Below are 18,148 nucleotides of genomic sequence, written 5' to 3' on the forward strand. Positions count from 1 at the left end.
CGGCGATGATCGGCACCGTTTGCCCGATAGCGCGGGGCTTCGCAAGGCGTCGCGTCGCATGAAATGCGATCCGGGGTCTCAATTTGCCAAGGGGTCGCGGAAGACGGGACCTAGCCGACCAACGGTGAAGCGGGTTGCCGAAATGATCATTTTGGAGCAATCGTTTCCGGCAACAGGAACCGGGCACTTTTCATGACAGAAGTCACATCGCCGGTCCTGCCGGTGAGCCTGATCATCGTTTCGGACTACGCGACGGCAGACGGCGACGGCGAACTGCGCCTGGCGCTTCAGGCCTATGGTCGCGACCCCGAGGGCATTCCGGCCGAGATCGTGGTGATGCTGCCGACCGGCCGTTCGTTTCGGCCGGATGAAGATCCCGACCTGGCGGAGGTCGCCGCTGTGGCGGCGATCATCGTGGTCACGCACGACAGCGAGGAATCGTCGCAACTGAAGGATGCGGGCCTGGCGCACTGCCGCCACGACGTGGTCGCCGTGGTCGAGGCCGATTGCCTGCCAAGGCCGGGCTGGCTTGCCACGCTGTTCTCCTCATTTGCCATGCGGCCCGAAGCGGAGGCGATTTCCGGGCGGACCAGCTACGGCGACGACAGCATGATGAAACGCGTGTTTTCGCTGCTGGACCGCGGATTCCTGGAATGCCGCGACCCGGACGGCCGGATCACCCATGTCAGCAACAACGGCGCTCTCTACAGACGCACGATGCTGGAACGCTTTCCCTACGAACCCCATCTGGGGCCGTTCATCAGCGCCCATCTGAGGCAGCATGCGATGGTCCGGGAAGGCATCGTCGTGGAGCTGGACGCCCGGGCCTTGTCGATCCATGCCTATGAGGGATTGCCGTTCCTTTGGGACCTCAGGCGCAACAAGGGTTTTCAGCACGCGCAGATGAAGCTGCGCAAGGCACCAGAACGCGGCCGGCTCGGCGCTGCGCTGAGCGCCGTGATGGCCTCCTTCAACGAGAACCGCAGGACCGCCCGCGCGGTGGGCCGCGACTTCTGCCGCCCGGGCGACTGGCCGCTGTTCTGGGTCATGATGTTCCTTGTGCGCATCCCCGAATTCGCGGGCGCAATCGCCACTGACGATACCGCCGGCTTCATGGCTTCGACCAAATATCGCTGAGAACCGGGCGAAGCCGGCGATAGCGCGAAATCGCCGGCGACAGGCTGCGCGGCCCGGGCCAGGCGACGCCTACGGGTTGGCGGCGTCCATGGCGTCGACGGCCGTCTTCAGGGCGGGGTCGGTCACATCGACCTTGCCGTCCTTGCGCAGCTGGTCGACCAGGGCGAAATACTTCTCGCGGAAGACCAGGTTGCGGATCTGGTCCTTTACCGCGTCGAAAGCCGGCGGCTGCTGGGCGCGCTTGTCCTCGACCAGGATGACGTGCCAGCCGAACTGGCTCTGGATCGGCTCCTTGGTGTAGCCGCCGACCTCGAGCGCGAACGCGGCCTTCTCGAACTCGGGAACCATCTGCCCGGGCGAGAAATAGCCGAGGTCGCCGCCGGTGGTCTTGCCGCTCGGGTCGGTGGTGTGCTGGGCCGCGAGGTCCTCGAACTTGGCGCCGCCGTCGAGCTGTTTGATGATCGCATCGGCCTCCTCCTTGGTCTTCACCAGGATGTGGCGCGCCTTCACCTCGTTGACGGGCTCGGCCTCGGAAATCTGCTTGTCGTAGCGGGCGCGCACCTCTTCGTCGGTGATCTTCCGGCCGATATCCTTGTCGATCACCTCGCTGTGCAGCGCGCGCTGCTGGAGGAAGGCCATGCGGCGCTGGAACTCCGGATCCTTGTCGAGGCCCTCGGCGACGCCGCGCGCCGCAAGCAGCCGGATCTCCATGATCGCCATGAACGCCGCGGCGCGGCGCTGTTCCGGCGGCAGCTGGGCGTATTGCTGGTCGACGCTCGCCAGCGCCATCGCCAGGTCGGCCTCGGTGACCGGCTGGCCCTCGATGGTGGCGACGACGGCGGCCGGATCGGGCGCGGCCGTTTCGGCCGGCTGGGCGGCCGGCGCGGCGTCCTGGGCGAGGACGGGGACCGTCAGACCCGCGATCATGCCGAGCGGCAATGCCAGTTTTGCAAGCGCGGCGCGGCGGAAGGAAAAGGACATGAAGCTCTCCGGTCGGGGATTCAGGAAGTACCTTCAAACACGCCCGATTGTGGCGGAATTCAGCGCAAAGTGGCGCTGCGGCGCGCGTTGACATCGGTTGAGGCCCCTCTTATCTGTCCAGCGTCTTTGCGTCCAGAAGCGTTTTCGGGACGCATTTCGCTGTTTTTCGGGTCCGCCCCGCCTGCCAAGCCCTGCGGATTGCGCTGGCGGCAGCCGGCAAAACCACGTTTGAAAGGACCATTTGATGGTCAGTCTCGGCGTCCTCGCCCGCAAGATTTTCGGGTCTTCCAACGATCGCCGCATAAAATCGACCCGACCGCGGGTCGAGGCGATCAACGCCATGGAAAACGAACTCGCCGGGCTTTCCGACGCCGAACTCGCGGCCCGAACCGAGCAGTTCCGGGCCGACCTCGCCAACGGCGCGACGCTGGAGGACCTGCTGGTGCCGGCCTTCGCGACAGTCCGCGAGGCGGCACGACGGGTGCTCGGCCTCAGGCCCTTCGACGTCCAGCTGGTCGGCGGCATCGTCCTGCACAATGGCGGCATCGCCGAGATGCGCACCGGCGAAGGCAAGACGCTGGTCGCCACGCTGCCCGTCTACCTGAACGCGCTCGCCGGCAAGGGCGTCCACGTCGTCACCGTCAACGACTACCTGGCCCGGCGCGACGCCGAATGGATGGGCCGCGTCTACAAGTTCCTCGGCCTGACGGTCGGCGTCATCGTGCACGGCCTTTCCGACGAGGAACGCCGCGCCGCCTATGCGTGCGACGTCACCTACGCCACCAACAACGAGCTCGGCTTCGACTACCTGCGCGACAACATGAAGTACGATCGCCCGTCGATGGTGCAGCGCGGCCACAACTACGCGATCGTCGACGAGGTCGATTCGATCCTGATCGACGAGGCCCGCACCCCGCTGATCATCTCGGGCCCGCTCGAGGACCGGTCGGAAATGTACAACACGATCGACGCCTTCATGCTGAAGCTCGATCCCCCGGACTACGAGGTCGACGAAAAGCAGCGCACCGCCATCTTCACCGAGGAAGGCACCGAGAAGCTGGAGAACCTGCTGCGCGAGGCCGGCCATCTGAAGGGCGAGTCGCTCTACGACGTCGAGAACGTGGCGATCGTGCACCACGTCAACAACGCGCTGAAGGCGCACCGCCTGTTCCAGAAGGACAAGGACTACATCGTCCGCAACAACGAGATCGTCATCATCGACGAGTTCACCGGCCGCATGATGCCTGGCCGGCGCTATTCGGAAGGCCTGCACCAGGCGCTGGAGGCCAAGGAGCATGTGGCGATCCAGCCGGAGAACCAGACGCTCGCCTCGGTGACGTTCCAGAACTACTTCCGCATGTACAAGAAACTGGCCGGCATGACCGGCACGGCGCTGACCGAGGCCGAGGAGTTCGGCAACATCTACGGCCTCGAGGTCACCGAGGTGCCGACCAACCTGCCGGTCAAGCGGCTCGACGAGGACGACGAGGTCTACCGGACCGTCGAGGAGAAATACAAGGCGATCGTCCGCGACATCCGCGAGGCGCGCGAGAAGGGCCAGCCGATCCTGGTCGGCACGACCTCCATCGAGAAGTCGGAGCAGCTGGCCGAGCGCCTGCGCAAGGAGGGCATCCAGGAATTCCAGGTGCTGAACGCCCGCTACCACGAGCAGGAGGCGATCATCGTCGCCCAGGCCGGCAAGCCCGGCGCCATCACCATCGCCACCAACATGGCGGGACGCGGAACCGACATCCAGCTCGGCGGCAACGCCGACATGCGCATCGCTCAGGAACTCGGCGAACTTGCCGAGGGCGCCGATCGCGACGCCAAGGAAAAGGCGATCCGCGAGGACATCCGCCAGCTCAAGGACAAGGCGCTGGCCGCCGGCGGCCTCTACGTGCTGGCGACCGAACGCCATGAAAGCCGCCGCATCGACAACCAGCTGCGCGGCCGCTCGGGCCGCCAGGGCGACCCCGGCCGCTCGAAATTCTACCTGTCCCTGCAGGACGACCTGATGCGCATCTTCGGTTCCGACCGGATGGACGGCATGCTGCAGAAGCTCGGCCTGAAGGAAGACGAGGCGATCATCCACCCGTGGATCAACAAGGCGCTGGAGAAGGCCCAGAAGAAGGTCGAGGCGCGCAACTTCGACATCCGCAAGAACCTGCTCAAGTTCGACGACGTGGCCAACGACCAGCGCAAGGTGGTGTTCGACCAGCGCCTGTCGCTGATGGACGGCGAGAACCTGTCGGAGACGGTCGCCGAGATGCGCCAGGACGTCATCGACGACCTCGTCGCCAAGCACATCCCCGAAAACGCCTATGCCGAGCAGTGGGACGCCGCCGGCCTCAAGGAAGGCGTGCGCCAGAGCCTCAACCTCGACCTGCCTGTAGAGGAGTGGGTCAAGGAGGAAGGCATCGCCGAGGAGCAGGTGCGCGAGCGCATCTCCCAGGCCTCCGACGCCGCAGCCGACGACCGCGCCGGCCGGTTCGGGCCGGAAGTGATGACCTATGTCGAGCGCTCGGTCATGCTGCAGACGCTCGACCACCTGTGGCGCGAGCATCTCGTCAACCTCGACCACCTGCGCTCGGTGGTCGGCTTCCGCGGCTACGCCCAGCGCGACCCGCTGCAGGAGTACAAGCAGGAGAGCTTCGAGCTGTTCCAGGCGATGCTGGCGAACCTGCGCCAGGCGGTCACCGCGCAGCTGATGCGCGTCGAGCTGGTGCGCGAGGCGGCCGAGGCACCGCCGCCCCAGGCGCCCGAGGCGGTCGGCCACCATATCGACGGCACCACCGGCGAGGACGATTTCGGCGAGGGCTTCGGCGACCCGCAGCTTGCCGTGCTGGCCGACAGCCGCACCGTCGCGCCGGAAGAGCGCGACCCCAACAACCCCGCGTCGTGGGGCAAGGTCGGCCGCAACGAGGCCTGCCCCTGCGGCTCCGGCAAGAAGTTCAAGCACTGCCACGGCGCCTTCGTCTGAACCGTCCGCGCCGCCGGCCCGGCGGCGCGAGACGGCTGACGGCTTGTTGACCGCGATCGGCTGAAACGACCCGCGCCAGCGGCAAAAGATGTGCTATGACGTCCCTCACATGACCTCAGGTGATGTGAAGGAACGCCATGAAAGCCTTCCAGCTCGTCCTGATCAAACCGTCGCACTACGACGACGACGGCTACGTCATCCGCTGGTGGCGGGCCATGACGCCATCGAACTCGCTTGCAGCGGTATACGGCATCGCCGCCGACTGCGCCGAGCGCCAAGTGCTCGGGCCCGACGTCACCATCGAGATACAGGTGATCGACGAGACGAACACCCGCGTGGACATTCCCGCGCTGCTTGCCCGCTTCGCGCGAAACGACAATTTCGGTTGCGTCGCCCTGGTCGGCGTCCAGTCCAACCAGTATCCGCGCGCCCTCGACATCGCCCGGCCGTTCCGCGCGGCGGGCGTCGAAGTGGCAATCGGCGGCTTCCACGTGTCCGGCTGCCTCTCGATGCTCGACGGCCACGCGGTCGGGCTCGACGCCTGCCGCGACATGGGCATCGCCATCTTCGCCGGCGAGGCGGAGGGCCGCCTCGATGCGGTGATCGCCGACGCGGCGGCGGGGCGCCTGGCGCCGGTCTACAACTACATGAACGACCTGCCGGGGATGGAGGGCACGCCCGTGCCGTTCCTGCCCAGGAAGCATGTCGAACGCACGCTGGGCGCGAGTTCCAGCTTCGACGCCGGGCGCGGCTGTCCCTACCAGTGCTCCTTCTGCACGATCATCAACGTGCAGGGTCGCAAGTCGCGCTACCGCTCGGCCGACGACGTCGAACGCATCGTCCGCCTGAACTGGGCGCAGGGCATCCGCAAGTTCTTCATCACCGACGACAATTTCGCGCGCAACCGGGAGTGGGAGACGACCTTCGACCGGCTGATCGAACTGCGCGAAAAGGAAGGGATTCCGCTCGGCCTAATGATCCAGGTCGACACGCTCTGCCACAAGATCCCGGGCTTCATGGAGAAGGCCAGGAGGGCCGGCGTCAACAAGGTGTTCATCGGGCTGGAGAACATCAACCCGGCGAACCTGGCGGCGGCGAAGAAGCGCCAGAACAAGATCACCGAATACCGCAAGATGCTGCTGGCCTGGAAGGCGCAGGGCATCCTGACGATCGCGGGATACATCCTGGGTTTCCCCGCCGATACCGCCGAGACGATCCGGCGCGACATCGAGATCATCAAGCAGGAGCTGCCCATCGACCTGCTGGAGTTCTTCTGCCTGACGCCGCTGCCGGGTTCGGAAGACCACCAGACGCTGTGGAGGAACGGCGTCGCGATGGACCCGGACCTCAACAACTACGACGTCGAGCACGTCTGCACGGCGCATGCGCGCATGAGCCCGCAGGAATGGCGCGACATCTACCACGAGGCCTGGCATCTCTACTACACGCCGGCCCACATGAAGGTCCTGCTGAGGCGGGCGGCGGCCACCGGCGTGCCGATCGGCAACCTGGCGAAATACCTGCTCACGTTCTCGACCACCGACCGGCTGGAAAACGTGCATCCTCTGCAGGGCGGCATCCTGCGCCTGAAACGCCCGTCCGAGCGGCGGCCCGGCATGCCGCGCGAAAGCGCTTGGCTCTTCTGGCCCCGCTTCGCATGGCATACCGCCGCCAAGCACGCCGCCCTCGCCGCGGCGGCGGCGCGGCTTCTGGCCTGGCAGACCGCAATCAGCCGCAGCCCCGGCGCGCGCGACTATACCGACCAGGCGCTGACGCCGGTCGGCGAGGACGACGACGCGCTCGACCTGCTGACTAAGACGACCGGCGCGCAGGCCGCGGTCGCCCATATCCGGAAGGTCGCGGAACTGACCGCCGCACGAAGCGCCTGACCGCCGAGACGGCGAGAAAGTCCGCTCGCGCAGGCCATGCGAACCTGCGCCGCCCAATGGTTTCTTAAAGAGTTTTGAATAGGTTGCGCACCGCGAGCGGAATACGGAGTTCAGCGGGTGCGTTTTTCAACGGCAACGACCGCCGAAAGGCTGCTGCCGGAGCGCCTGGCAATGCGCGCGCGGCCGCTGCTCGATCGTATCGACGCCGTGCTGTTCAGCCCCGACGAGCGCGGCGAGGCCGGCCGCATGTCGGTCATCGCCTTCGCCATCCGCATCGTCAGCGCCGTCATCGCGTTCGCGAGCCAGGTGATGCTGGCGCGCTGGATGGGCAGCTTCGAGTACGGCATCTTCGTGCTGGTGTGGATGACCATGGTCATCGGCGGCAACGTGGCCTGCCTCGGCTTCCACACATCGGTCATCCGCTTCATCCCCGAATACCGGGAGAAGGGAATGCTCGCCGAGCTGCGCGGCGTGCTGGTCGCCAGCCGGATCTTCGTGTTCCTGGCATCGTCGGCATTCGCCGCTATCGGCGCCCTCGGCGTCGTGCTGCTGTCCGGCTCGATCGAGAGCTACTATGTCGTGCCCTTCGTGCTCGGCTTCGTCTGCCTGCCGATGATCGCGCTGTCGGACCTGCTGCAGGGCGTGTCGCGGGCGAACTCCTGGGCGGTGCTCGCGCTGTCGCCGACCTATCTGGTGCGCCCCGTGCTGATCCTGGTGCTGATGGGGGTGGCGCTCGCGCTCGGCCATGGCGCCGACGCCCGTACCGCGCTGATCGTGGCGATCGCGGCGACCTACCTCACCACCATCTGGCAGTATGCCGGCATCGCCCGGCGTACGCGCCAGACGCTGGCGGCCGGGCCGCGCACGCTCAACGTGCGGGCCTGGGTCGCCGTGTCGCTGCCCATCTTCCTCGTCGAGAGCTTCTTCTTCCTGCTGACCAACGCCGACGTGCTGATGGTCGGCTTCTTCATGGAGCCGGAGGATGTCGCCGTCTACTTCGCCACCGTGAAGACGCTGGCGCTCGTGCATTTCGTCTATTTCGCGGTCAAGACCGGCGCGGCGCAGCGCTACGCCGCCTACACGCACGGCGACACGGCCAAGCTCGCCGCCTTCGCGCGCGACACCGTGTCCTGGACGTTCTGGCCCTCGCTGCTCATGGCGATCGTCGTGCTGGCGCTCGGCGAGGTCATGCTGAAGCTGTTCGGCCCCGGTTTCGACGTCGGCTATCCGCTGCTTTTCCCGCTGGTCGTCGGCGTCGTCGCCCGGGCCTCGGTCGGGCCGGCCGAAAGCCTGCTCACCATGACCGGGAACCAGAACGCCTGCGCCGTCGTCTACGCGGTCACGCTGGTCCTCAACATCGCGCTCAGCGTCGCGCTCATTCCCGCGTTCGGCCTGTGGGGCGCGGCGATCGCCACCGCCGCGGCGATGATCTTCGAAGCGGCGGCGCTGACCTTCACGGCGTGGCGCAGGCTCGGCATCGTCATGACCATCTTCCACGCGGGCGGGAGCCGGCCCCGATGACGGCCATCCCGCTTCAGGAGGAGACAAGCAGCCCCTCGAGCACCATGATCGCCGAACTGGCCGGCATCGACGGCAGCCGTTTGGACCCGGCGCATCTCGAACTGCTGCGCGACAGCCGCCCGCAGCGACGGCTCGCCATCTACGCGGCGTCGGCGGGCTTCGACCTTGTCGACGAACTTGACTATCTGAGTGCGCGCGCCATCGAGCCCAACATCTTCTTCAATCCGCACTTCCTGGCCCCGGCGATGCCGCGCCTCGAGGATCGCGAGGTCCGCCTCGCCGTCATCCGCGACGGCGCCGGGCCGCGCAGCCGCCTGCGCCTGCTGGCGCCGTTCTCGATCGAGCGCTCGCCGGTGCCGCTCGGCGTCTCCATCATGCGCATCTGGGCCAATCCCTTCGGGCCTCTCGGCGCGCCGCTGATCGACCGCGACGACCCGGCCGGCGTCATCGAAGACTTTTTCGCCATGCTGTCGCGGCCGCACCTGAAGCTGCCGAGGGTGCTGGTGCTGCCCGACATGCGGCTCGACGGCCCGGTTGCGGCGATGCTGCACAACGTCGCCGACCTGCGCGGGCTGCCCCTGGTGACCACCGGCCGCGTCGAGCGCGCCTTCCTGGAAAGCGGGCTCGACGGCGAGGCCTACCTCAAGCGCGCGATGCGCACGCCCCGCTACAACGAGTTTCGCCGGCTGAAGCGGCGCCTCTCCGAGCAGGGCGAGGTGGCGCACCATGTGGCGCGCGGGTCGGGGGAAATCCGCCACGCGGTCGAGACCTTCCTGGCGCTGGAGGCGGCCGGCTGGAAGGGCCGCGTGCGCACCGCCATGGTGATCGACCGCTACCAGGCCGCCTTCGCGCGCGAGGCCGTGCACCGGCTTGCCGAGCGCGACCTCTGCCGCGTTCATTCGCTGACGCTGGACGGCAGGCCGATCGCCAGCCTCATCGTCTTCGTCGAGGCCGGCGTCGCCTACACCTGGAAGACCGCCTATGACGAGGAGTTTTCGGCCTTCTCGCCGGGCACGCTCCTGATGATCGAGGTCACCAAGCAGCACCTCGACGATCCCAACATCGAGCAGACCGATTCCTGCGCGGTGCCCGACCACCCCATGGTGTCGAGGCTGTGGAGCGAACGAAAGCCAATCGGGACGCTGGTCATCGGCATGAGCCCGGCGGCCGACCGCATCACGCGGCAGGCCGCGTCGCAGCTGCATCTCTATCGCGAGACGCGCCAGATCGCCCGCCGCATCCGCGACCGCGTCAGGGGCCTGCTCAGACGCCGGTGACCTGCGACGCCTCGCGCCGCGCGCGTTCGCGAAAGATGCGGCGGATCACCTTGCCGGTGGTGGTGAGCGGCATGGAATCGACGAATTCGACCTCGCGCGGATATTCATGCGCCGACAGACGCTCGCGCACCCAGCGCGAAATGCCGCCGGCGAGTTCCGGGCTGCCGGCGAAGCCCTCCTTCAGCACCACATAGGCCTTGACGATCTCGGTCCTCAGCACGTCCGGCTTGCCGACCGCCGCGGCGAGGGCCACGGCCGGGTGGCCGGTCAGGCAGTCCTCGATCTCGCCGGGTCCGATGCGGAAGCCGGCCGAGGTGATGACGTCGTCGTCGCGGCCGAAGAACTGGACGTAGCCGTCCTCGTCCTCGACGCCCTGGTCCCCGGTCGTCATCCAGTCGCCGACGAACTTGCGCCGCGTCGCCTCGGGGCTCTGCCAGTATTCAAGGAACATCACGGGATCGGGCCGGGCGACCGCGATCTGTCCGACCGTGCCTGATCGCACCGGCCGTCCCTCGCCGTCGATGATGGCGACGCGATGGCCGGGAACGACCTTGCCGATTGCGCCGGCCCGGCTGACGCCGATGCCCGCGCAGGAGCCGAGCACCAGATTGCACTCTGTCTGCCCGTAGAACTCGTTCGGCGTGACGCCGAGCGCCGCCTTCGTCCAGTCGTAGGTTTCGCGGCCGAGCGCCTCGCCGGCGGTGCACACCGAGCGCAGCGCCAGCCGGAACCGGCCGCCGATGTCGGGCGCCGACTTGAGCATGCGCAGCGCCGTCGGCGGGATGAAGGCGTTGCGGACCGCGAGCTTCTCGAGCAGGACGAGCGCCGTTTCCGGGTCGAACTTCTCGAAACGCGCGGCGACCGCCGGCACGCCGAGATAGAGCGCGGGCAGCAGGGCATTGAGCAGGCCGCCGGCCCAGGCCCAGTCGGCCGGCGTCCACATCAGGTCGCCCGGCCGCGGCAGGAATTCATAGGCCATCTGCACCCCGGGAAGATGGCCGAGGAGAACCCGGTGCGGCAGCAGCGCGCCCTTGGGCGGGCCGGTGGTGCCGGAGGTGAAGATCATCAGCGCGGGATCGTCGGGCCCGGTATCCTCCGCGACGAAGTCGGGCGAATGGCCTGCCACCAGGCGATCGAAATCGTCACGGCCGGCGTCCGCGCCAACCACCACCATCCCGTCGAAGGCCGGCATCCGGCCGGCGATGCCGGCGAGCTTCGCGGCACCCGCGGCATTGGTCACGGCGAGTTTCACGCCCGCGGTCTGCAGCCGGTATTCCAGCGCCTCGACGCCGAAAAGCAGGGCCAGCGGCACGGCGATGGCGCCGAGCTTGTAGATCGCGAGATGCGCGACCACGGTTTCGAAACTCTGCGGAAGCAGCAGCGCCACCCGGTCGCCGCGCCCGATGCCGCGGGCGCGCAGCGCATTGGCGAAGGCGTTCGAGCGCGCGGCGAGCGCGCCGTAGCTCAGCCGATCCGGCGCGCCGTCGATGCGATAGTCGAGGAGCGCGGTGCGGTCGGGGTCGAGCGCCGCCCAGCGGTCGGCGACCGCCGTCCCGATGTTGAAGCGGCCGGGGATGGTCCAGCGAAAATCCCTGTAGAGCGAACGATAGTCATCGCGCCGTTCGAGCATGAACGTCCTGGTCTCCGCTCCTCCGCGAGCTGCAAACCGTGCGGACCCGGCGACGACCGGGACCGGGAGCCGCGGCGCCCCCCGGCGCCCGCGACCTTCCGGCTTCTCGTAAGGCCTGCCTCGGCTCGCTGCAAGTCGGAGCCGACGCACGCTGCGGCAGGCGGTGCATCCGGGCTGCATTGCGAGTGCCGAGCGGCGACCGGCTGGCGCCGTGGCCATCCATGGCCGCCGCGCGCCGGGTCAGTTGAGAAAGCCGGCCAGACGCGGCAGCGCCAGCGACACTTCCGGCACGAGGACGAGGATGAGCAGGAACACGACCTGCACGGCATAGAACGGCAGCATCGCCAGGCTGATCGTCTCGATCTTGAGCTTGCTCACGCTGGCGGCAGCAAACAGACACGGCCCCACCGGCGGCGTGGTCAGGCCGACGACGAGCGTAAGGGCCATCACGATGCCGAAGTGAATGGGATGGATGCCGCCGCTGACGGCCACCGGGGCAAGGATCGGCGCCATCACGATGAGCGCCGCGCCGGAATCCATGAACATGCCGACGACAAGCAGGACGCCGACGATCAACAGCAGCAGCATCACCGGATCGGTGGCCACGCCGACCAGCGAACCGGCGATGGTCTCCGGAATGCGTTCAAGGCCGATGAACCAGCCGAACACATTGGCCGTGGCAAGCACCATGAAGATGACCGAGGTCATCACGCCGGCCCTGAGCAGGCAGCCCGGTATGTCGGAGAACTTCAGGCTGCGCTTGATGAACAGTCCGATGACCAGGATGTAGGCGACGGCCAGCGCCGCGGCCTCGGTCGCCGTGACGATGCCGCTCAGTATGCCTCCCAGAATGATGAACGGCATCGCCATCGGCAGCGCCGCGTTGACCGATATGGCCATGAATTCCTGGGAGCTCAGGCGCGTGTCGCGGCGGGGGAAATCGTACTTGCGCGCGAGGACGACGACGACCGCCATCAGAAGCAGAATGAGCAGCAGGCCGGGCACGATGGACGCAAGGAAGATGGCCGCCACCGACACCTGGGCGACCGAGGCATAGAGCATAAGGATGATGCTCGGCGGGATGATCGCTCCGACAATCGACGAGGCTACCGTCAGGGCCGTGGCAAAGCGCTTGTCATACCCCATGGTCTCCATCGCCTTGATTTCGATGGACCCAAGGGTGGCGATGTCGGCAAGCGCCGAGCCGGACATGGTCGAAAAGAGCGCGCTGGCCACGATGTTGACATGGGCGAGGCCGCCGCGCAGCCGGCCGACCAAGGCGTCGGCGAACTTCACGATGTCTTCGATCGCCCTCGACGCCGTCATCAGCTCGGCGGCGAGGAAGAAGAACGGAATGGCCATGATCGTGAAGACGTTGAGCCCGGCAAAGACGCGCTGCGGCACGAGAAGCATGAACTGCGCTCCTCCCGCATTGAACATCAGCCATAGCGAGACCAGGCCGACGACAAAGGCGATCGGAATTCCGACGAGCAGGAGAAAAACGAACGCGATTCCAGCGAATGCCATCTTGGAGACTCGTCGATCAGGCAGCCGAAGGTGGACCGAAGGGGGACTGGCTCCTGAGCGTTCGCTGCCAGCCCTCTATCGAGACCGCGACAATCTGGATCAGCATCATGACGCCGCCAATCGGCATGGAGGCATAGGCGATCGCCATGCTCACGCCCAGCGACGAAGAGGTCTGGCGCGGCCCCATCTCGACGGTCAGACGCCAGCTGAACCAGATGAATACAATCAGAAACACCGCGATCATGATGTTGCCGAAGATGTAGAGCGCACCTCTGACGCGCATCGGCAGTGCGTCCACCAGCAGTGTTATGCCGACGTGATCCAGCTGACGGATGGCGACGCTTGCGCCGATCATCGTCACTGCCACCATGAGGAAACGCGCCGCTTCGGGCGGCCAGGCCATGGGTATCGGAATGACGAAGCGGAAGAACACGCCCACCAAAACCGAGAACACCATGCCGGCGACGATCAGGATCGTCAGCAACTTCGCGACGACCAGCAGCCGGTCCGCGAGCTTCATGAAAGCTGCCATGCCTCATTCCTCCCCGGGCGTGTCTAGCACGGCTTTTGCAGGCCGACGCCTCGCGGCGCCAGCCTGCAATTTTCGAATGTCCCGCTAGTCCACCTTGAGGTCGGACTCGGCGGCAGCGACGGCCGCCTTGAAGCCGTCAACCTGGTCCTGGCCGAACTGGCCGACCATCCATTCGACCACCTTTGGCTGGGCGGTGTCGCGGAATGCGGCGATCTGCTCGGGGCTCGCGGACGTGACCTCGACGCCGCGGCGGCGGAACTCCTCGACCACGTCGCCGACCAGCGTCTGCGAGACGCCGCGACCGGCGACGGCGGCCTGACGGCCGGCCAGCACGACGGCCTGGCGCAGTTCGGGCGGGAGGCCCTGGAACCACTGCTCGTTCACGACTATGAAGACGAGGCTGTATACGTGCTGGTCGATGGTCGCGTATTTCAGCACTTCCTGCAGGTTCTGCTGCAGCGTGCCGATGACCGGCAGCTCCGCGCCATCGACGACGCCGGTCTGCAGCGCGCCGTAGACTTCGAGCCACGGGATGGCCGTGGGAAGCGCGCCAAGGCTCGAGACCATCTCCTGGTGCGCCGTGATTTCCATCGTGCGTATCTTGAGGTCCTTCATGTCGGCCGGACCGGTGATCGGGCGGACATTGTTGCCCCAGATCCGGAAGCCGGCATTCTCGCCGATGGCGACGGCGCGCAGGCCGGTGGTTGCCGCCATTTCGTCGAACAGCGCGTCGCCCCATTCGCCGTCCAGCACGTCCCAGGCCACGACCGCGTTGGGGAACACGTAAGGAATTGTGGTCAGCTGGATCTTGGGAAAGAAGCCGGAGATGGTCGCTTCGTTGGGCGTCGCAGCCTCGAGCACGCCTGCCTGCACGGCTTCGAGGTTCTCGCGCAGGTCGCCGAGGGTGCCGCTCGGGTAGAGCTCCACGGCCATACGACCACCCGACAGACTTTCGAGCGCGTCCTTGAACGTGCGCATCATCGCATAGGTGTGGTTCGGATAGGCCATCTCGCCGACCTTCGAAAGCGGCGGATCCACGTTCGGCAGCCGAATCTTGTATTCCTGAGCCAAGGCGGCCGAGCCCATCATCAGCAGCGCCGCAAAGCCGGCAAGGATCTTCGTCATGATTGTTGCGTCCTCCCAATCCGTCCCCCAATGCCTCCTGCAAGAGGGGAAATTCAGGAACTAAATCCCGAATACCGGAACATCATTCAATTGGGTGGGCATGTCAAGGCCGCTATTCCGGACGCCCCTCGTAACCGAGATGGCTCGAAATCTGGCCGGCGTGGTGGATGACGATGGCCGCCACGGATGCCTCGCGATCGGCTGGAAACTGCATCGAGGACGCCGTCGCGCTGATGCTGGCAAAAACCCGGCCGAACTGGTCGCGGATGGGCGCGCCGACACAGCGCAGTCCGGGCTGGTGCTCGCCATTGTCCAACGCATAGCCACGATCGCGAACCTTCTGCAGTTCGAGCCGCAGCTGCTCGCCATCGGTGATGGTCGAATCGGTATAGCGCGCAAGGCCGGCCTCGATGACGCGCTCCACGACAGACTCCGGCTGGAAGGCGAGGATGGCCTTGCCGATGCTGGTGCAATGCACCGGCGCGTTTTCGAGCAGGTTGAGCGGCGTCAGCCCGCCTGGCGCCGGCTCGGCGCGATGGATGACCACCGCGCGCTCGCCGCCGAAGACCGCCAGATGCACGGAAAGGCCCGTCATTCGCCCGAGCGCTTCGACATAGGGGCGCGCTTCGCGATGGAGATCCATGTTGGCCAGCATGACATTGCCATAGGCGAAGAGCTTGATGCCGAGGCGATAGCGCTCGCGCTCGCGATCCTGGTCGAGGAACCCGACTTCGCGCATCGACGCCAGCAGCCGATGCGTGGTGCTGCGCGGATAGCCGGTGTGCTTGCAGATATCGGCCAGCGACATCGCCCGGTGCGTGGTCGAGAAGCAATCGAGGATCGCCGCGACCTTGCTCAGCGACTTGAGGTTCTCGTCTCTGGACGCTTTCTTTTCGGCCATGCCCTGATCCGCCGTTTCCCGCTATCCGGAATAGACAATGGCCGCCCGGAGCACAATAGCCAACGCGAGCGGGCAGCCGGCGAAGAAATTGACGGCGGAACGAGTCGCTGCTACATCGACACTATTGCGGTTTTAAATCCCGTTATTCGGGATAACGATTTGAATGCGAGGGAGAAGAGACTTGTCCGTACTGTCCGCCGATCAACGCCACGCCATCACCGGCATCCTGCCGCCCATCACCAGCCCGTTCACCGAGACCGGCGCGCTTGACGCCGGCGGCTTCGCCGAGCAGGTCGACTTCATCATGGCCGCGGGCGCCCGCGGCATCGTCATCGGCGGCAGCACGGGTGAAGGCCATACCCTCAACCGGCAGGAGTTCGACACCTCGATGCGCGCCTCATCGGACGCGCTGAACGGCCGCGGCAGCCTGCTGGCCGGTCTCATCGTCAACAGCACCCAGGAAGCCATCGACCGCGTGAAGATGCTCGACGGGCTCAAGGTGGATGCCCTGCAGGTCACCCCGGTGCACTATCTGTTCAAGCCGGGCGCGCAGGCCACCATCGACCACTTCAAGGCGATCGCCGACAGCACCGACATCCCGATCCTGATCTACAACGTCATCCAGTGGAACTACCTCGGCGTCGACCTGATGCTGCGCATCATGGATGAAGTGCCGGGCGTCGTCGGCATGAAGCAGAGCAACGGCGACCTCAAGTCGGTCTCGGACCTGCTGATGCGCCTCAAGCCGCACAACGTCATCATCACCGGCATCGACGCGATGCTCTATCCGGCCTTCTCGCTGGGCGCCCATGGCGCCATCACCGCGCTGACCGCCGCGGCTCCCGCCGCCGTGGTTCGGCTCTGGAACGCGGTCGAGGCCAAGGACTACGAACTCGCCAAGGACCTGCATTTCAAGCTCGGCGCGCTCTACAACGCCTTCAATCACGACAACCTGCCGGCCTGTACCAAATACGCCCAGCATCGCCAGGGCATCCGCATGTTCTATCCGAAGTCGCCGATGGAGCATGTCAGCGACGAACAGAAAGTCCGCATCGATCGCGCGCTCAACGCGCTGATCTGACACTTCCGGCGCAGGGCATCGCCCTGCGCCGCCCACTTCGACGGGAACGCCGACACTTTTCCGGTTCCAGCGAACCGCGATCCGCAAAGTGATGCGGCGACCCTCGGCCTGGCGGGCCCTCGGCCTACCCGCCAAAATCCGGTTCAACTGAAGAAGGTGGTGCGGGTGGCCGGGATCGAACCGGCACTCCTTTCGGAACTGGATTTTGAGTCCAGCGCGTCTACCAATTCCACCACACCCGCACGCCGCGGCGCCCGCCGCTCCGTACGCCAAGGGCGCACCGGACCTGCCGACTACTTGAGACGCGACGCGCCGTCAACTGCGCGCCGGCCGCGGATCTGCCCCGCCGGGGTCTGCGGCCTTTGCGCGCATTTTTGCCGGTCGCCCCTGCCCGCGCCGGCCTTCCGGCGCTCCGCCATTGTGCGCCGCGCGAAATCTTCCTAAAGACGGCGGTCCGCACGGGAGCGCCGCATGCTTCGAAAGATCTACGACTGGACCATGGCGCTCGCGCGCACTCGACATGCCGAGCGTTCGCTCGCCGGCGTTTCCTTCGCCGAAAGCTCGTTCTTCCCGATCCCGCCCGACGTGCTGCTGATACCGATGGTGCTGGCGCAGCGGCAGAAGTGGGTGCGCTACGCGCTGATCTGCACGATCGCCTCGGTGGCCGGGGCGGTGCTCGGCTACTTCATCGGCGCCGTCCTGTTCGACGCGGTAGGCCGGCCGATCATCGACTTCTACAAGGCCGAGGACGCGTTCGGCCGGATCCAGCAATGGTACGACACCTGGGGCGCCTGGGGCATCCTGTTCGGCGCGGTGACGCCCTTCCCCTACAAGATCCTGACGATCTTCTCGGGCTTCGCCGGCTTCAACCTGGTCACGCTGATCCTCGTCTCGATCCTCGGGCGCGGCCTGCGCTTCTTCGTCGTTTCCTGGCTGCTGCACCGGTTCGGCGAGCCGATCCGCATGTTCATCGAGAAGAACCTCGGACTGCTCTTCACCCTGTTCATGGTGCTGCTGATCGGCGGCTTCGCCGCCGTGCGCTACGTATTCTGAGGCAAGCATGACACTCACCGGAGCCACCGGCAGAACCCAGACCATCGGCGCAGCGCTTGCCGGCCTCGGCATGGCCGTCGCCGTCGGCACCGCCCTCGGTTTCCAGCATCTGGGCGGCTACATTCCGTGCAAGCTCTGCTTCGAGCAGCGCATCCCGCACTATATCGGCATCCCGGTGATGGCGCTGGCGTTGGTTTCGTCGCTCCTGAAGCTGCCCCCGGTAATCACCCGCGGGCTGCTGGCGATCGGCGCCGGACTGATGATCTGGAGCACCTATCTCGGCGCGAATCACTCCGGCGTGGAATGGGGGTTCTGGCCCGGCCCGACCGACTGCGGCGCGATCCCGCCGTCCGACCGCGCGGGCAGCCTGCTCGACCAGTTGAACATGGTGATCCCGCCGTCATGCGACGAGGCGGCCGGACGTTTCCTTGGATTATCCTTCGCCGGCTGGAACACCGTCGCGAGCCTGGGCATCGGCGCCATCGCCGCCATCGCGGCGTTCCGCAAGGCGTGA

Annotated in this window: 14 protein-coding genes and 1 tRNA gene; 8 read left to right on the forward strand and 7 right to left on the reverse strand. The window is 66.5% G+C overall.

Features of this window, described 5'->3' with window-relative positions:
* Window positions 1-192: 192 nt before the first annotated feature.
* Window positions 193-1,137 carry a glycosyltransferase gene (locus ABUE31_RS06265; protein WP_367722672.1) on the forward strand — a complete coding sequence of 315 codons (945 nt, stop codon included), beginning with the start codon at window positions 193-195 and terminating at the stop codon, window positions 1,135-1,137.
* A gap of 69 nt (window positions 1,138-1,206) precedes the next feature.
* Here ABUE31_RS06265 and ABUE31_RS06270 read toward each other — a convergent pair whose 3' ends face one another.
* Window positions 1,207-2,118: a peptidylprolyl isomerase gene (locus ABUE31_RS06270; RefSeq protein ID WP_367722673.1), complete on the reverse strand. Its 912-nt coding sequence runs from the start codon at window positions 2,116-2,118 to the stop codon at window positions 1,207-1,209.
* Window positions 2,119-2,362: 244 nt separating this feature from the next.
* On the opposite strand from ABUE31_RS06270, the gene secA reads away from it, so the two are divergent.
* From secA to ABUE31_RS06290, 4 genes are all read left to right on the forward strand, one after another.
* Complete coding sequence (gene secA, locus ABUE31_RS06275) at window positions 2,363-5,098, forward strand: preprotein translocase subunit SecA (RefSeq protein ID WP_367722674.1); 2,736 nt, start codon at window positions 2,363-2,365, stop codon at window positions 5,096-5,098.
* A gap of 137 nt (window positions 5,099-5,235) precedes the next feature.
* Window positions 5,236-6,987 carry a B12-binding domain-containing radical SAM protein gene (locus ABUE31_RS06280; protein ID WP_367722675.1) on the forward strand — a complete coding sequence of 584 codons (1,752 nt, stop codon included), beginning with the start codon at window positions 5,236-5,238 and terminating at the stop codon, window positions 6,985-6,987.
* Window positions 6,988-7,104: 117 nt separating this feature from the next.
* Entirely contained in the window at window positions 7,105-8,508 is a 1,404-nt protein-coding gene (locus ABUE31_RS06285) for a lipopolysaccharide biosynthesis protein (RefSeq protein WP_367722676.1), read from the forward strand.
* Complete coding sequence (locus ABUE31_RS06290; RefSeq protein ID WP_367722678.1) at window positions 8,505-9,785, forward strand: GNAT family N-acetyltransferase; 1,281 nt, start codon at window positions 8,505-8,507, stop codon at window positions 9,783-9,785. Before ABUE31_RS06285 ends, ABUE31_RS06290 begins: the two co-directional genes overlap by 4 nt.
* On the opposite strand, the gene ABUE31_RS06295 is transcribed toward ABUE31_RS06290, so the two are convergent.
* The 5 genes from ABUE31_RS06295 to ABUE31_RS06315 all read right to left on the reverse strand — a co-directional run bounded on the left by ABUE31_RS06295 (window position 9,772) and on the right by ABUE31_RS06315 (window position 15,500).
* On the reverse strand, window positions 9,772-11,415 hold the full coding sequence (locus ABUE31_RS06295; RefSeq protein ID WP_367722679.1) for an AMP-binding protein: 1,644 nt from the start codon (window positions 11,413-11,415) through the stop codon (window positions 9,772-9,774). The two genes, ABUE31_RS06290 and ABUE31_RS06295, sit on opposite strands and share 14 nt — an antisense overlap.
* 240 nt (window positions 11,416-11,655) lie before the next feature.
* Window positions 11,656-12,942, reverse strand: a complete 1,287-nt coding sequence (locus tag ABUE31_RS06300; RefSeq protein ID WP_367722680.1) for a TRAP transporter large permease — start codon at window positions 12,940-12,942, stop codon at window positions 11,656-11,658.
* A 16-nt stretch (window positions 12,943-12,958) separates the two neighbouring features.
* On the reverse strand, window positions 12,959-13,462 hold the full coding sequence (locus tag ABUE31_RS06305) for a TRAP transporter small permease (RefSeq protein ID WP_367722681.1): 504 nt from the start codon (window positions 13,460-13,462) through the stop codon (window positions 12,959-12,961).
* A gap of 96 nt (window positions 13,463-13,558) precedes the next feature.
* Window positions 13,559-14,599, reverse strand: coding sequence for a TRAP transporter substrate-binding protein (locus ABUE31_RS06310; RefSeq protein ID WP_367722682.1), 1,041 nt, complete (start codon window positions 14,597-14,599; stop codon window positions 13,559-13,561).
* Window positions 14,600-14,711: 112 nt separating this feature from the next.
* Window positions 14,712-15,500, reverse strand: a complete 789-nt coding sequence (locus tag ABUE31_RS06315; protein WP_367722683.1) for an IclR family transcriptional regulator — start codon at window positions 15,498-15,500, stop codon at window positions 14,712-14,714.
* A gap of 181 nt (window positions 15,501-15,681) precedes the next feature.
* Here ABUE31_RS06315 and ABUE31_RS06320 point away from each other — a divergent pair, with 181 nt between their 5' ends.
* A complete protein-coding gene (locus tag ABUE31_RS06320; protein WP_367722684.1) occupies window positions 15,682-16,581 on the forward strand; it encodes a dihydrodipicolinate synthase family protein in 900 nt (299 codons plus the stop codon).
* A gap of 157 nt (window positions 16,582-16,738) precedes the next feature.
* Here the strand turns inward: ABUE31_RS06320 and ABUE31_RS06325 are convergent.
* Window positions 16,739-16,823 (reverse strand) — tRNA-Leu (locus ABUE31_RS06325).
* 229 nt (window positions 16,824-17,052) lie between these two features.
* Between ABUE31_RS06325 and ABUE31_RS06330 the strand changes: the two genes are divergently transcribed.
* Entirely contained in the window at window positions 17,053-17,634 is a 582-nt protein-coding gene (locus ABUE31_RS06330) for a YqaA family protein (protein WP_367722685.1), read from the forward strand.
* 7 nt (window positions 17,635-17,641) lie between these two features.
* Entirely contained in the window at window positions 17,642-18,148 is a 507-nt protein-coding gene (locus tag ABUE31_RS06335) for a disulfide bond formation protein B (RefSeq protein WP_367722686.1), read from the forward strand.

The organism is Mesorhizobium marinum, from assembly GCF_040813675.1.
Classification (GTDB): Bacteria; Pseudomonadota; Alphaproteobacteria; order Rhizobiales; family Rhizobiaceae; genus Mesorhizobium_K; species Mesorhizobium_K marinum.

Excerpts from the sequence above, each read along its gene's own strand:
- ABUE31_RS06265 (WP_367722672.1), top strand. The coding sequence starts at position 193 with ATGACAGAAGTCACATCGCCGGTCCTGCCGGTGAGCCTGATCATCGTT.
- ABUE31_RS06270 (WP_367722673.1), bottom strand. The coding sequence starts at position 2,118 with ATGTCCTTTTCCTTCCGCCGCGCCGCGCTTGCAAAACTGGCATTGCCG.
- secA (WP_367722674.1), top strand. The coding sequence starts at position 2,363 with ATGGTCAGTCTCGGCGTCCTCGCCCGCAAGATTTTCGGGTCTTCCAAC.
- ABUE31_RS06280 (WP_367722675.1), top strand. The coding sequence starts at position 5,236 with ATGAAAGCCTTCCAGCTCGTCCTGATCAAACCGTCGCACTACGACGAC.
- ABUE31_RS06290 (WP_367722678.1), top strand. The coding sequence starts at position 8,505 with ATGACGGCCATCCCGCTTCAGGAGGAGACAAGCAGCCCCTCGAGCACC.
- ABUE31_RS06295 (WP_367722679.1), bottom strand. The coding sequence starts at position 11,415 with ATGCTCGAACGGCGCGATGACTATCGTTCGCTCTACAGGGATTTTCGC.
- ABUE31_RS06300 (WP_367722680.1), bottom strand. The coding sequence starts at position 12,942 with ATGGCATTCGCTGGAATCGCGTTCGTTTTTCTCCTGCTCGTCGGAATT.
- ABUE31_RS06305 (WP_367722681.1), bottom strand. The coding sequence starts at position 13,462 with ATGAAGCTCGCGGACCGGCTGCTGGTCGTCGCGAAGTTGCTGACGATC.
- ABUE31_RS06310 (WP_367722682.1), bottom strand. The coding sequence starts at position 14,599 with ATGACGAAGATCCTTGCCGGCTTTGCGGCGCTGCTGATGATGGGCTCG.
- ABUE31_RS06315 (WP_367722683.1), bottom strand. The coding sequence starts at position 15,500 with ATGGCCGAAAAGAAAGCGTCCAGAGACGAGAACCTCAAGTCGCTGAGC.
- ABUE31_RS06330 (WP_367722685.1), top strand. The coding sequence starts at position 17,053 with ATGCTTCGAAAGATCTACGACTGGACCATGGCGCTCGCGCGCACTCGA.
- ABUE31_RS06335 (WP_367722686.1), top strand. The coding sequence starts at position 17,642 with ATGACACTCACCGGAGCCACCGGCAGAACCCAGACCATCGGCGCAGCG.